12 protein-coding genes and 1 pseudogene are annotated in these 12,951 nt (G+C 71.6%); 10 read left to right on the forward strand and 3 right to left on the reverse strand.

Translation table 11 applies throughout. The features are described from left to right. Window positions 1-46: 46 nt before the first annotated feature. Window positions 47-418, forward strand: a complete 372-nt coding sequence (locus MPE_RS00665; RefSeq protein WP_011827738.1) for a YciI family protein — start codon at window positions 47-49, stop codon at window positions 416-418. A 183-nt stretch (window positions 419-601) separates the two neighbouring features. Here the strand turns inward: MPE_RS00665 and MPE_RS00670 are convergent, their stop codons facing one another. Beyond that, a complete protein-coding gene (locus MPE_RS00670) occupies window positions 602-1,582 on the reverse strand; it encodes a LysR family transcriptional regulator (RefSeq protein WP_011827739.1) in 981 nt (326 codons plus the stop codon). A 75-nt stretch (window positions 1,583-1,657) separates the two neighbouring features. On the opposite strand from MPE_RS00670, the gene MPE_RS00675 reads away from it, so the two are divergent. The 5 genes from MPE_RS00675 (at window position 1,658) to MPE_RS00695 (ending at window position 7,866) form a co-directional block, all read left to right on the forward strand. Then, window positions 1,658-2,620, forward strand: coding sequence for a sodium-dependent bicarbonate transport family permease (locus MPE_RS00675; protein WP_011827740.1), 963 nt, complete (start codon window positions 1,658-1,660; stop codon window positions 2,618-2,620). Between the two features lie 317 nt (window positions 2,621-2,937). After that, entirely contained in the window at window positions 2,938-5,073 is a 2,136-nt protein-coding gene (locus tag MPE_RS00680) for a VIT and vWA domain-containing protein (protein ID WP_011827741.1), read from the forward strand. A 15-nt stretch (window positions 5,074-5,088) separates the two neighbouring features. Beyond that, entirely contained in the window at window positions 5,089-5,943 is an 855-nt protein-coding gene (gene xrtQa, locus MPE_RS00685) for an exosortase Q (protein WP_011827742.1), read from the forward strand. Further along, window positions 5,927-6,535, forward strand: coding sequence for an exosortase Q subunit 2 (gene xrtQb / locus MPE_RS00690; RefSeq protein ID WP_011827743.1), 609 nt, complete (start codon window positions 5,927-5,929; stop codon window positions 6,533-6,535). The genes xrtQa and xrtQb overlap by 17 nt, the downstream gene beginning before the upstream one ends. Then, on the forward strand, window positions 6,532-7,866 hold the full coding sequence (locus MPE_RS00695) for a biosynthetic peptidoglycan transglycosylase (RefSeq protein WP_011827744.1): 1,335 nt from the start codon (window positions 6,532-6,534) through the stop codon (window positions 7,864-7,866). Before xrtQb ends, MPE_RS00695 begins: the two co-directional genes overlap by 4 nt. A gap of 9 nt (window positions 7,867-7,875) precedes the next feature. Here MPE_RS00695 and MPE_RS00700 read toward each other — a convergent pair whose 3' ends face one another. Then, window positions 7,876-8,682 carry a Rossmann-fold NAD(P)-binding domain-containing protein gene (locus MPE_RS00700; RefSeq protein ID WP_011827745.1) on the reverse strand — a complete coding sequence of 269 codons (807 nt, stop codon included), beginning with the start codon at window positions 8,680-8,682 and terminating at the stop codon, window positions 7,876-7,878. A gap of 115 nt (window positions 8,683-8,797) precedes the next feature. Between MPE_RS00700 and MPE_RS00705 the strand changes: the two genes are divergently transcribed. The 4 genes from MPE_RS00705 to MPE_RS00720 are packed head-to-tail and all read left to right on the forward strand — an operon-like array spanning window position 8,798 to window position 11,646. Next, window positions 8,798-9,403: a LemA family protein gene (locus tag MPE_RS00705; RefSeq protein WP_011827746.1), complete on the forward strand. Its 606-nt coding sequence runs from the start codon at window positions 8,798-8,800 to the stop codon at window positions 9,401-9,403. 7 nt (window positions 9,404-9,410) lie between these two features. Then, window positions 9,411-10,328, forward strand: a complete 918-nt coding sequence (locus MPE_RS00710) for a TPM domain-containing protein (protein WP_011827747.1) — start codon at window positions 9,411-9,413, stop codon at window positions 10,326-10,328. After that, complete coding sequence (locus tag MPE_RS00715) at window positions 10,328-10,837, forward strand: TPM domain-containing protein (protein WP_041929485.1); 510 nt, start codon at window positions 10,328-10,330, stop codon at window positions 10,835-10,837. The genes MPE_RS00710 and MPE_RS00715 overlap by 1 nt, the downstream gene beginning before the upstream one ends. A 38-nt stretch (window positions 10,838-10,875) precedes the next feature. After that, a complete protein-coding gene (locus MPE_RS00720) occupies window positions 10,876-11,646 on the forward strand; it encodes a DUF4399 domain-containing protein (RefSeq protein ID WP_051495971.1) in 771 nt (256 codons plus the stop codon). 17 nt (window positions 11,647-11,663) lie between these two features. Here MPE_RS00720 and MPE_RS00725 read toward each other — a convergent pair. Further along, window positions 11,664-12,888 (reverse strand): annotated as a pseudogene (locus MPE_RS00725) (THUMP domain-containing class I SAM-dependent RNA methyltransferase). Window positions 12,889-12,951: the final 63 nt, after the last annotated feature.

The raw sequence follows: 12,951 nt of genomic DNA on the forward strand, positions 1-12,951 counted from the left end.
CCGCTTCGTCGTCAGTGCGTCCATCACCACTCCAAGGCAGCTCCCCATGAAATACCTCGGTCTCGCCTACTTCACCCCCGAAAAGTTTGCCGCGCTGGCGCCGGACGACGTCAAGGCGCTGGTGAGCCAATGCCCGCCGCTGGACGAGAAGATGCGCGCGACCGGCAAGGTCCTGGTGTCCGCGTCGCTCGGCGACCTGGAGCGCTGGCGAACGCTGCGCCCGCGCGGCGGCAAGACGCATGTCAGCGATGGGCCCTACACCGAGTCGAAGGAAGTGGCCGGCGGCCTCTTCATCATCGAAGCGGACACCCCTGAAGAGGCATTGCGCATCGCATCCATGCACCCGGCCGCCACGCTCGGCGAAGAGGGCGGATGGGCCGTCGAACTCATTCCGATGGATTTCTACCTGGCCCGATGAGGGCCAGGGCGTAGGCCTCAGGAAGGCTGCGGCGCGCGCTTCTCCGCACGCACCGTTGCGGCTTCGTTTGTCATCGCGGCGATGCGAGCTTCTGGCCGGGCGTTGCCGCTGCCGAATCTCGAATGGGTTTCTGCTGTGCAGCGGTCACCGCATTTCCATGTTCGCGAGTACCCGCGACGGGTCTCAAGTGGGCGGCGAACTCGCCCCAGGCGCCACCCAACCCATGGGCTGCATCTTCACTTGCAGGCGAGCCCGCAAGTCGTCAAGCAGCGTACGCGCCGGTAGTGACAACGCCCGGTCTTTTCGCCACACAAGGTGCCACTGGCGGCGCAGTGGGAATCCCGCGACAGAGAGCACCGCAAGGCCCTCAGTCATAGGGTCCGGTGCAAGGGTGTGACGTGACAACACGGCCACACCAAGGCCAGCACGCACTGCGTGCTTGATGGCCTCGTTGCTGCCAAGCGCCATGCGTGGTGGCCAATCAATGCCTTGGGCAGCAAAGGCCTGTTCGGCAGCCGCACGTGTGCCAGAGCCTACCTCGCGTGCAAGCAGGGGCTCGGCGGCCAACTCAGCCAGCTTCATGCGGCGTCGGCGGGTCAGCGCATGCCCGGCCGGCGCGATGATGACGAGCGGGTTCTCGAGGAACGGCCAGAGCGCCAGCGGCAGGTGCGAGGGCGGAAGCATCATCGCCGCCAATTCGTCGTCGCCGCGCTCGAGTCGTGCGACGACGGCGTTGCGGTTCTCGACCGCCAGCTCGATTTCGATGCCCGGGTACTGACGCGCAAATGGGCCCAGCAGATCCGGAAGGAAGTATTCGGTCGTGGTGACGGCCGCAATCCGCAGCCGGCCTCGCCTCAGCCCCTGGAGCGCTGCAGCATCCTCCTCGAAGCTTTGCCAAGCCGCGCCCATCGTACGCACTGCCTCGGCCAGGCGTCGTCCCACTGCTGTGGGCGCCAAACCGCGACCCTCGGGTTCGAAGAGTACGAGGCCCAACGCGGAAGCGAGCTCCTTGAGCTGCGTCGATACCGTGGGCTGTGCGAGGTGCAGCGCACGCGCCGCGCGCCCGACGCCACCCAGCCGGACCGCGGCCTCAAAGCTGCGCAGTTGCACAAGGCTTGCACGCGGAACGCGTTCAAGGCCGGGCGGTTGGGTCGATTGGATCATTGGAGAAGTCGATGTTTTGTATCAGAACATATCACTTGTTGAGGCAATTGAACGGCCCGAGCATCACGCTCCGTCATGCAAAACTTTCTCGACCCCGCGATCCTGTTCTTTGTATTTGGCCTCGTCGCCGGCGCACTGCGTTCGAACCTCGAGATTCCGCCTCCCATCGCGCGCTTCCTGTCGCTGTATCTGCTCATGGCGCTCGGCCTGAAAGGCGGCTTTGCGCTAGCCAAGTCGGGCTTGACGACTGAGGTGGCACTGAGCCTGGGGTGCGCATTGACGCTCTCAGTCCTCGTGCCGGCCATCGGCTACGCGCTTCTCGTGCAGCGGCTGTCGCGCTTTGACGCCGCAGCCATTGCCGCCACGTACGGCTCGGTCAGCGCGGTCACTTTCATTACCGCGGTTCAGTATCTGGAGACGCGAGGCACTCCCTACGGTGGACACATGGCGGCGGCGATGGCGCTGATGGAGTCGCCGGCGATCGTGATGGCGGTGGTACTCGCGAACCTCGCCCGCCGCCGGAAGGGACCATGCGCGGCTGGCCAGCCGCACGGCCTTGGCAAGGTGTTGCACGAATCGTTCACCGACGGTGCGCAATTGCTGCTGCTGGGGGCGATGGTGGTTGGCTTGGTGACCGGTGAGGCAGGCCAGAAGGCGATGCAACCGTTCTCCGGCGATCTGTTCAAGGGCATGCTCGCGTTCTTCCTGCTCGACATGGGTCTTCTCGCAGCGCGCAATCTCGGCGCCTTGAAGGGCACGTCGCTATGGCTGTTGGTTTATGCAATCGGTGGACCACTGGTGCACGCGTCACTTGCATTGGCGTTCGCCGCCGCCGCCGGCCTGTCGGTCGGGAATGCAACGCTGCTGATGGTGCTGGCCGGGAGCGCGTCGTACATCGCCGTGCCGGCAGTGGTGCGCCAGGCGATCCCGGAGGCCAACCCGTCGCTCTACTTCGGCATGTCACTCGGGCTGACGTTCCCGTTCAACATCCTCATCGGCATTCCACTCTATTCGTCATTGGCGCAACGCATGGCGTGATCGTGCGCTGACGTGGGGCGGCCACTGGACCACGTGGAACGGCAAAGTGACCCACTCGGTCGTTGAAGCAGGCCAGGCTCAAGTGACATTCACAGACCGGCCTCTCCTCTCATCAGTGCCCGCTGGTGCCCGCCTGCAGCCCTTTCTCTCATTGATCGAGTGCAAGTCGGTCTGGCTGGCAGTAGCGACTCTTCCGCCTTCACATCAACTTCACGCAGTCTTCACACACCCTCTCCCCAACTTCCTCGTCTTTTCTCACCCCCCGCGGAAGCTCCTCCCCGTGCCCGCCTCGCGGCACGTCGCCTCAGGAGCCCGCCATGTTCTTCCCCTCCCTGCGTCCGCGCGCCGTCATCCCGCTGCGCCCGCTGTCGCGCCCGGGCCGGCTGTGGGCCGTGGTCCTGGCGCTCGCCTGCCTGGCGAGCCTGCTGCTCGTCGCGCTGCCGGCGCAGGCCGATGACGCCGACGCGCGGCGCGCCGAGAGCCCGTACTTCTTCGTCAAGAGCGACGACCCGAGCGTCGACCGCCTGCCGCTGAAGGCCACCGAGGTCGACGCGCGCATCGCCGGGCCGATCGCCGACGTCACGGTGACGCAGCGCTACCGCAACGAGGGCCAGCGTCCCATCGAGGCGCGCTATGTCTTCCCCGGCTCCACGCAGGCCGCGGTGCACGCGATGACGGTGCGCGTCGGCCACCGCGTGATCGTCGCCGACATCCGCGAGAAGCAGCGCGCCCGCATCGAGTTCGAGGCCGCCAAGCGCGAAGGCAAGACCGCCGCGCTGCTGGAGCAGGAGCGGCCCAACGTGTTCTCGATGAACGTGGCCAACATCCTGCCGGGCGACGAGGTGGCGGTGGAGCTGCGCTACACCGAGCTGCTGCCGCCCACCGAGGGCCGCTACCAGTTCGTGTTCCCCACCGTGGTGGGCCCGCGCTATCGCTCCCCCGCCAACAAGGTCGCAACCACTGAAGAGCAAGCAAACGGCACGGCAGCGCCGTCCGGCAGCTTCCCCGCCGTGCCCTACCTGCCCGCGGGCGAGGCGTCGGACACCCGCTTCGACCTGCGCGTGGCCTTCGCCTCGCCGCTGCCGGTGAGCGGCCTGCGCTCCAGCTCCCACCAGATCGAGGTGGAAGGCGAAGGCAGCAACGGCGCGCGCGTCGCGCTGGGCGGTGACGCGGAGTCCTCCCGCCACAACGGCAACCGCGATTTCATCCTCGACTACCGCCTCGCCGGTGACGGCATCGCCTCGGGCCTCACGCTGTTCCCGGGCGCGCCCGGCGAGGAGAACTTCTTCCTCGCGATGGTGGAGCCGCCCCGGGCCATCGCCACCACGCAGATCAACCCGCGCGACTACGTGTTCGTGGTCGACATCTCGGGTTCGATGCACGGCTACCCGCTCGACACCGCCAAGACGCTGCTGCGCCACCTGATCGGCGGGCTGCGTCCCAGCGACACGTTCAACGTGCTGCTGTTCTCGGGCAGCAACCGCATGCTCAACGAGACCTCGGTGCCGGCCACGCAGGCCAACGTCGCGCAGGCGCTGCGCACCATTGCGCAGATGGGCGGCAGCGGCAGCACCGAGATCGTGCCGGCGCTCAAGCGCGTGGCCGCGCTGCCCAAGTCGCCCGACGTGTCGCGCAGCGTGATCGTGGTGACCGACGGCTACGTCACGGTGGAGAGCGAGGTGTTCCAGCTCATCCGCAGGAACCTCGGCCAGACCAACGTGTTCGCGTTCGGCATCGGCAGCTCGGTCAACCGCCATCTCATCGAGGGCATTGCACGCGCCGGCCAGGGCGAGCCCTTCATCGTCACGCGGCCCGAGCAGGCTGCCGCGCAGGCCGAGCGCCTGCGCCGCATGATCGACGCGCCGGTGCTCACGCAGGTGAAGGCGCGCTTCGAGGGCCTGGACACCTACGACGTGGAACCCGAGCGCCTGCCTGACGTGCTGGGTGGCCGCCCGGTGCTGGTGTTCGGCAAGTGGCGCGGCGAGCCGCGCGGCCAGCTCGTCGTCGAAGGCCAGGCGGCCCACGGCGCCTGGCAGGCGATGCTGCCGGTCGCCACGCCCGACGCGCAGGCCGTGGCGCTGCGCCACCTGTGGGCGCGCCACCGCATCCAGTCGCTGTCGGACCAGGAGGCGCTGCAGGGCGGCGACACGCAGCGCGAGGCCATCACCGCGCTGGGCCTGCGCTACAGCCTGCTCACGCAGTACACCAGCTTCATCGCCGTGGACCGCGTGGTGCGCAACCCCGCCGGCGGCAGCACGCCGGTGGACCAGCCCTCGCCCCTGCCGCAGGGCGTGAGCAACCTGGCCATCGGCGCCGAGGTGCCCAGCACGCCGGAGCCTTCGGCCTGGATCGCGCTGGGCGTGGTGCTGGTGCTGCTGGGTGCGGCGGCCTGGCACCGCGGCGGATCTAGCGCCAAGCGCCTGTGGCGCAAGCCGCGGCGCCTGGTGCGGTGAGCGGGGACCTCAACCATGCATTCGCAACCCTATCGACTGCGTCTCACCGGCACGCCCGGCCTGGCCGCGCTGCCTGCCGGGGCCTGGCTGGCGCTGCACGCTGCCGCGCTGTGGCCGCACGTCCGCTGGGCGGCCGGCCGTCTGCTCGACGGTTCGGACGACCCTCTCGGCCTCGCCGCGCTGGCCCTGCTGGGCCTCGTGCTCGTTCGAATGGCGCCGCGTTTGCGCGCGGCGCCGCGGCCGGGCTGGTTCGTCGCGAGCGCCGTGATGACGGCCGCGGCGACGTTCTCGCTGTGGGCGCTGCCGCCGCTCGCGGCCGCGGTGCTGGCGGTCCTGGCGCTGAGCCTGGCCTTCGCGGCCTGGCGTCCGGACGATGCACCGTGGCTGCCGTTCGCCGGCCTGGCGCTGCTGGCGCTGCCGCTGGTGGCGTCGCTGCAGTTCTATGCCGGCTACCCGCTGCGGCTGCTGACGGCGCAGCTCAGCACCTGGGCGCTGCAGCTCGCCGGCCTGGAGGCTGCGCGCAGCGGCGCCGCGATGACGGTGCAGGGCCAGCTGGTGATCGTCGACGCGCCGTGCTCCGGCGTGCAGCTGGTGTGGCTGGGCTACTTCTGCGCGTGCGCCGCGGCGGCGTGGGTCGGGCTGCGCGATGCGGTGCTGCTGCGCCGGCTGCCGGTGGTCGGCCTGCTGGTGCTGAGCGGCAATGTGCTGCGCAACACGCTGCTGGTCGCGCTGGAGGCGCGGCCCCAGGGGCTGGGCGAGGCCGCGCACCAGGCGATCGGCCTGGGGGTCACGGCCGCGGTGTGCGCCGCCGTGCTGGTGTGGACCCCGCGTGAACAGGAGAAGGAGCTGCGCCATGCAGACCGTCATTGAATGCCGGCACCACGAGCCGCTGGCGCGCTGGGGCGCGGCGCTGCGGCGTCGCGCCGCGCCGCTCGGCGGCCTGGTGCGGCTGGGTGCTGCGGCGCTGCTCGTGGCCTGCGCGCTCGCGCCGCTGGCACGCGACGCGGCGCCGGCCGACGGCGCGTTGCGTGCCGTCGAATGGCCGCGGCAGTTCGACGGTCGCACGCTGCGCCCGCTGGCGCTGAGCCCGGTGGAGCAGCGTTTCGCCAACGCTTTCCCCGGCGCGATCGGCCGCTTCAGCGACGGCGAGCGGCTGCTGGTGCTGCGCGACGTGCAGCGCCCCACGCGCATGCTGCACCCGGCGGCCGATTGCTATCGCGGCCTCGGCTACAGCATCGCCGCCGCGCGCCTGGAGCGCGACGCGCAACAGCGCCTGTGGCGCTGCTTCGAGGCCGAGCGCGGTGCGCAGCGGCTGCGCGTGTGCGAGCGCATCGCGGATGCGGAAGGCCAGGCCTACACCGACACCTCGGCGTGGTTCTGGGCCGCGGCGCTGGGCCGCTCGACCGGCCCCTGGCAGGCGGTGACGACTGTGGCGGTGGTGGACTCGGGAGCCATGCGATGAAGAACAGCGGCCCACTCCGTTCCCCCGCACGCCGCCTCAGCCTCATCACCTTCGCCCTCCTCGCCACCCTGCTCGCGCTGACGGCGGCACTCTTCGCCGTGGCCTGCCACGCGCTCGCGCCGCAGCCCGGCGAGTGGTCCCACACGCTGCGCATCGGCCCGCGCGGCTGGCAGATCGTGCGACCGGTCAGCGTGCCGGCGCTGCTGCGCGTGGCGACGCACCCGCTCGGGCTGGCGCTGCTCGGCGGCCGCAGCACTGACACGCCGCTCGGCCGCTGGACCTGGCAGCGCGTGGCGCCCGACCGCCTGGCCGGCCGCTGCGCGCCGTGCCTTCTGCCGTTCGACGCGCTGGGGCCGCAGCCACTGCTGCTGCCGCACGCCGAGCTGCAGCTGCAGCGCGTGGCGCAGGAGCGCTACCGCGGCACGCTGACGCTCGGCGAGGGCGAGCAGGCGGTGGTGCTGAAGGGTCGTGCCCAGCTCACGAGCACCGGGCTGGTGATCGACGCCGAGCTGGCCGACACCGCGCTGGCCGATGTCTACGCGGCCTTCGGCCCGGCGGCGATCCCCGAGTTGCGGCGCGCGCACATCGACGGCCGCGTGGCTGCGAAGCTGAACCTGCGCCTGCCCGAGCGGCGCCTGGTGGTGCAGCCGCGCATCGACGGCTTCGAGGTCAGCGGCCTGGGCACCGAAGCCCTGCTCGATGCCGAACCGGCTATGGCCTGCGCCGCCGGCGCGCCGCGCCCGGCGGCCGGTGAGGCCGGCACGCGCGTCATCGGCTGGCTGCCGCGCGCGGTGGTGGCGGCCGAGGACCAGCGCTTCGCCGAGCACGCCGGCTACGACCTGCCGCAACTGCTGGCCGCGTGGTCGGCCAACCAGAAGCAGCCGCAGCCGACGGCAGCGGGCGGCACGCGACCGCAGGGCGCGAGCACGCTGACGCAGCAGCTCGCCAAGCTGGTCTACACCGGTGACGAGCGTTCGGCGGTGCGCAAGCTGCGCGAGCTGCTCTACGCGGTGGAGATGGAGCGCACGCTCGGCAAGGGCCGCATCCTGCAGCTCTACCTGGCGATCGCACCCTGGGGCGAGGGCGTGTGCGGCGCCGAGGCCGCGGCGCGCCACTACCTGCGCAAGAGCAGCGCGCGGCTCACGCCGCTGGAAGCCGCGTGGCTGGCGAGCCTGCTGCGCGCTGCGCCGGCGCCGGGCGCGATGACTGCCGTCGACACCGAGCGCGTGGGCTGGGTCCTGACGAGCCTGCGCGGGCCGCTGCCGGCCGAGCGGCGGGCGGAGCAGATGGAGGTGTTGCGCAGCGGCTGGCAACCGCCGGCGCGGCGCTGAGCCACTCCTTCACCCCGGCCCTCTCCCGCGGTGCGGGAGAGCGAGTGTCGTGTCGCCGTGCAGCCAGCGTTGCACCACCGGCTCCGGTCCTTCCTTCTGCGCTGCCGCCCACAACAGCGGTGCCGCGGCGACGCGCGTCCCCGGCGCGGCGTCGCGCCATTGCCGCAGCACCTCGAACACGAAGGCCGCCACCGCACCGGCGCGCAGCGGTCGCTCCTGCTGCGGGATCATGTAGCGCAGCTGCGAGAGCATCCAGCGCGCCAGCCGTTGCGGCCAGGAGGTGACGGAAGCGGCCACGGCATCCTGCGTCGGCCGCACGAACAGCAGCCGCTCGAAGCCGAGCGCGGTGACCGCCTGCTCGTCGAGGTTGGCCAGGCCGTGCTGCAGCGCCTGCGGCAGCAGCGCCGGGGCGATGGGGCACACGACCACCAGCGTGTGCACGCCGCTGGCGCGCACACGCGCCGCCAGCGCGGGCAGGGCCTGCGGCTCGGGCAGGTGGTAGGCCTCGTCGCGGCCGTAGTGGTCGCGCCCGCGGTCGAACACCACCACGGCGATGTCGTGCGCCGGCAGCGCGGCGGTGTCGTCGTCTCCGCAAGGCACGGCGTGCAGCTTGCGCAGGCCGGCCTGCAGCGGCGCGCGCGTCAGCACGCCCACGCCGGCATAGCGGCCGTGGGCGAGCGCCTCCCGCAGCACCTCGCGCCCGAGCGGGCCGCCGGCACCGGCCACCAGCAGGCGGGGCGGCCGGGGTGCCGGCGCCTGCAGGCGGGTGGCGGCCTGCAGCGCGGTGGTCGGATCGAGTGCGAAAGATGGGTCCACAGTGGTTAGGATGCTAAGCGCCGCTTGAACCCGGCGCAGCCGACGGCATCTGCGCAGCACCGGTGCCGAAGACTGCCGCGCGCCGCCCCGAGTTCGCACAGAAAGGACCACCCCCATGCTCCGACGCCTTCTCGCCGCCCTGATGCTGCTCGCCACGCTGGCGCTCGGCGGCTGCGGCTACAACGACTTCCAGCGCCTCGACGAGGCGACCAAGAGCGCCTGGGCCGAGGTGCTGAACCAGTACCAGCGCCGCGCCGACCTGATCCCCAACGTGGTGGCCACCGTCAAGGGCGAGGCCAATTTCGAGCAGGAGACGCTGACCAAGGTGGTCGAGGCGCGCGCCAAGGCCACCAGCATCCAGGCCACGCCGGAGCTGATCAACAACCCCGAGGCCTTCCAGAAGTTCCAGGCCGCGCAGGGCGAGCTGAGCGGCGCGCTGTCGCGTCTGCTGGTGGTGACCGAGAACTACCCGAACCTGAAGGCCAACCAGGGCTTCCAGGACCTGCGCGTGCAGCTCGAGGGCACCGAGAACCGCATCACCGTGGCGCGCAACCGCTACATCAAGGCGGTGCAGGACTACAACGTGCTCGCGCGCAGCTTTCCCAGCAACCTGACCGCGATGGTGTTCGGCTACGCGGCCAAGCCCAACTTCACGGTGCAGAACGAGGCGCAGATCTCGGCGCCGCCGGCGGTGAGTTTCGAGAAGCCGGCCTCGAAGTGAGACCTTGATGCGACACGGCTGGCGGCGCTGGCTCGCAAGCCTGGCGCTGGCGCTGCTGGTGGGGCCGTGGAGCGCGAGCAGCGCCCAGGACCTGCGGCCGGTGCCGGTGCTCAGCGCCAGCGTGATCGACCAGACCGGCACGCTGACGCGCGCGCAGGTCAGCGCGCTGGAGGCCAAGCTCGCGGCCTTCGAGCGCGAGGCCGGTTCGCAGCTGGTGGTGCTGATCGTCGCGACCACCCAACCCGAGGACATCGCCGCCTACGCGCAGCGCGTCGGCGAGAGCTGGAAGATCGGCCGGCGCGAGGTGGGCGACGGGCTGATCGTGCTGGTGGCCAAGGACGACCGCAAGGTCCGCATCGAGGTGGCCAAGGCGCTGGAGGGCGCGGTGCCCGACCTGGCGGCCCGGCAGATCATCGACCGCGCGCTGACGCCGGCCTTCCGGGCCGGCGATTTCGCGGGGGGGCTGAACGCCGCGGTCGACCAGCTCGCGGCGCGCATCCGCGGCGAGGCGCTGCCGGCGCCGGGCTCGGTGTCGAAGGCACCTCAGTCCGGGGCGCAATGGCAGGACTTCGCGATGTTCTTCCTGCTCGCGGTGCCGATCGCCGGTGCCGTGCTCACTGGCGTGCTGGGCCGCAAGCTCGGCACGCTGGCCACCAGCGTCGGCGCCGGCGGTCTGGCCTGGGCGGTGTCGGCCAGCCTGCTGATCGGCGGCGCGGCGGCGTTGGTGGCGCTGGTGCTGGTAGGCGTGCTGGGCCTGGGCGCGGCGCGGCGGCGCGGCCTGGACACCGGCGGCCATGGCGTGCCGCCCATCATCTGGGGCGGTGGCGGCAGCAGCGGCGGCGGTTGGGGCGGCGGTGGCGGCGGGGGTTTCTCGTCCGGCGGTGGCGGCGATTTCGGCGGCGGCGGCGCGTCGGGAGACTGGTGATGATGGACCGGCTGATCCGACTGCTGCGCCACTGCTGGCTCGACGAGGACGACGCGCGCCGCGCGCTCGGCCCGGTGGCGCTGGAGCGCATCGAGCAGCGCGTGCGCGCCAGCGAGGCCGCGCACAGCGGCGAGATCCGCGTCTGCGTGGAGGCGGGGCTGCCGCTGGGCTACCTGTGGCGCAACGTCGACGCTCACGATCGCGCGCTGTCGCTGTTCGGCAAGCTGCGCGTGTGGGACACCGAGCACAACAACGGCGTGCTGATCTACCTGCTGCTGGCCGACCACCGCATCGAGATCGTGGCCGACCGCGGCCTCACGCGGCACGTGGACGCTGCGGGATGGCAGGCCATCGTCGACGGCATGGGCGCGGCGTTCCGCGAGCGGCGCTTCGAGGACGGGCTGCACGCCGCGATCGACGCCGTGGACGCCGTGCTGCGCCAGCATTTCCCGGCGGCGAGAGGGGATGGCAATCCGAACGAATTGCCGGACACTCCGGTGCTGCGCTGACCGACACCTTCACGACCTCCGACCGAATGACCTCCACGATGCGCTCTTGCTTCGCCTGGTTCGCGGCCGCCCTGCTCGCCGCACCGGCCCTCGCGGCCGACCACCCGTGGCTCAGCTCGCCGCTGCGCACCCAGCAGCCCGAGACCTACTTCACCAACCTGCGCGACGGCGACAGCATCGAGACGCCCTTCGTGCTGAAGTTCGGCCTGTCGCGCTACGGGCTGGCGCCGATCGTCAAGCCGGTCGACGGCGCCGGTCACCACCACCTGCTGGTCAACCGCGACCTGCCGCTCGACTTCACCCAGCCGCTGCCCTTCAACGACCAGTACATCCACTTCGGCAAGGGCCAGATGGAGACGGTGCTGACCTTCGTGCCCGGCACCTACACGCTGCGGCTGCTGCTGGCGGACCACAAGCACATCCCCTACTTCGTCTACAGCAAGCCGATGAAGATCACGGTGACGAAGAAGAACGACGACGTCGACCCGAAGACGCTGATCCAGCCCGGCGTCGCGATCCTCGAGCCGCGCAGCGGCGAGCCGCTGCGCACGCCGTTCCGGGTGCGACTGCACGCCTCGGGCCTGAACGTGGGCCACGTGGACATCCAGGACAAGGGCGTGGGCCACTTCCGGCTGGTCGCCGAGCGGGCCGGTGCGCCCACCGAGCGCATCGACCTCGTCAAGGGCCTGACCGAGGTCTGGCTCGCGCCGCCGCCGGGCACCTACAAGTTCAGGGTCGAACTGCTGCAGAACGCCGACCAGCAGGTGATGGCCACGTCGGCGCCGGTCGAGATCGAAGTGCCGCGCTGAGGGCAGCCGGCGCGCCCTCAGCCCGGTTCGCGCATCGAACCGGCCACCAGATCGAAGCGGAACAGCCGGCACTCGATCGGGCCGTTCCACATCGGCACGCGCCGGCTCTCCTTCAGGCGCATCGCCTGCGGCAGCTTCATGTCGGGGCTGAGCACCCAGGCGGTCCAGCCCGGGTAGGCGCGCTTCCAGTGGGTGGCGAGGCGGGTGAAGAACTCGTGGGCCGAGGCGCCGTCCGGCCCCGTCGCCGCGTGAGCCCTTGGGGTCGATGCGCTCGCCATAGGGCGGGTTGAGCATCAGCGTGCCGCGTTCGGCGGGGGCGGCGCGCTGCAGCGCGTCGACCGTCTTCAGCTCGATCGCGGCAGCGACGCCGGCGCGTGCCGCGTTGCGCGCCGCGAAATCGGTCATGCGGAAGGCCACGTCGCCGGCGAAGATGGGCACCGCGCTGGCATGCACGGCCGCCCGCGCGGCCTCGCGCAGCTCGCGCCAGGCACGCTGGGTGCCGGCGTCGCGGAACGGCCCGAGGCGCTCGAACGCGAAGCGCCGCAGCGAGCCGGGGGCAATGCCGCAGGCGATCTGCGCCGCCTCGATCGCGATCGTGCCGGAGCCGCACACCGGGTCGAGCAGCGGGCCGTCGGCCTCGCGGCCCTGCCAGCCGGCGGCGGCCAGCATCGCGGCAGCCAGCGTCTCCTTCAGTGGCGCCTCGCCCTGGTCCTCGCGCCAGCCGCGCTTGAACAGCGCCTCGCCCGAGGTGTCGACATACAGCGTGGCGTGCTCGGGCGCTAGGTGCAGCAGCAGCGGCAGGTCGGGGCGGCGGGTGTCGACGCTCGGGCGCGCGCCGAGCGCGTCGCGCATCGCGTCGCAGACACCGTCCTTGATGCGCAGCGCGGCGAAGTTCAGGCTCTTGAGCGGCGCGCGCTGCGCGGTCACGTCCACCTTCAGGGTCTGCGTCGGCGTGATCCAGTCGGGCCAGCGCGGGCTGCGGGCCAACGCGTACAGGTCGTCCTCGCTGCGGTAGGGCGCATCGGCCACCTGCCACAGCACGCGCTGGGCGAGCCGGCTGCCCAGGTTGAGTGCCATCGCCTCGCGCGGGCCGCCGCGCACCATCACGCCGCCGCGCTGCGTCTGCGCCGCCGCGCCCGGCAGCAGCCGGGCCACCTCGTCGGCGAGCAGCGCCTCGACGCCGGCCGCGCAGGGGAGGAACAAGGAGGACGACGGGGCGTCGGGCGGAAGGGCGACGTTCATGCGTGCAGAGGGGTTCGAGGGTTGCGCTCGCGCCTCGGTCGACACCGGGCGGGGCGCCGGGTC

The sequence above is a fragment of the Methylibium petroleiphilum PM1 genome (genome assembly GCF_000015725.1).
GTDB classification, from domain to species: Bacteria; Pseudomonadota; Gammaproteobacteria; order Burkholderiales; family Burkholderiaceae_C; genus Methylibium; species Methylibium petroleiphilum.

Excerpts from the sequence above, each read along its gene's own strand:
- MPE_RS00665 (WP_011827738.1), top strand. The coding sequence starts at position 47 with ATGAAATACCTCGGTCTCGCCTACTTCACCCCCGAAAAGTTTGCCGCG.
- MPE_RS00670 (WP_011827739.1), bottom strand. The coding sequence starts at position 1,582 with ATGATCCAATCGACCCAACCGCCCGGCCTTGAACGCGTTCCGCGTGCA.
- MPE_RS00675 (WP_011827740.1), top strand. The coding sequence starts at position 1,658 with ATGCAAAACTTTCTCGACCCCGCGATCCTGTTCTTTGTATTTGGCCTC.
- MPE_RS00680 (WP_011827741.1), top strand. The coding sequence starts at position 2,938 with ATGTTCTTCCCCTCCCTGCGTCCGCGCGCCGTCATCCCGCTGCGCCCG.
- xrtQa (WP_011827742.1), top strand. The coding sequence starts at position 5,089 with ATGCATTCGCAACCCTATCGACTGCGTCTCACCGGCACGCCCGGCCTG.
- xrtQb (WP_011827743.1), top strand. The coding sequence starts at position 5,927 with ATGCAGACCGTCATTGAATGCCGGCACCACGAGCCGCTGGCGCGCTGG.
- MPE_RS00695 (WP_011827744.1), top strand. The coding sequence starts at position 6,532 with ATGAAGAACAGCGGCCCACTCCGTTCCCCCGCACGCCGCCTCAGCCTC.
- MPE_RS00705 (WP_011827746.1), top strand. The coding sequence starts at position 8,798 with ATGCTCCGACGCCTTCTCGCCGCCCTGATGCTGCTCGCCACGCTGGCG.
- MPE_RS00710 (WP_011827747.1), top strand. The coding sequence starts at position 9,411 with ATGCGACACGGCTGGCGGCGCTGGCTCGCAAGCCTGGCGCTGGCGCTG.
- MPE_RS00715 (WP_041929485.1), top strand. The coding sequence starts at position 10,328 with ATGATGGACCGGCTGATCCGACTGCTGCGCCACTGCTGGCTCGACGAG.
- MPE_RS00720 (WP_051495971.1), top strand. The coding sequence starts at position 10,876 with ATGCGCTCTTGCTTCGCCTGGTTCGCGGCCGCCCTGCTCGCCGCACCG.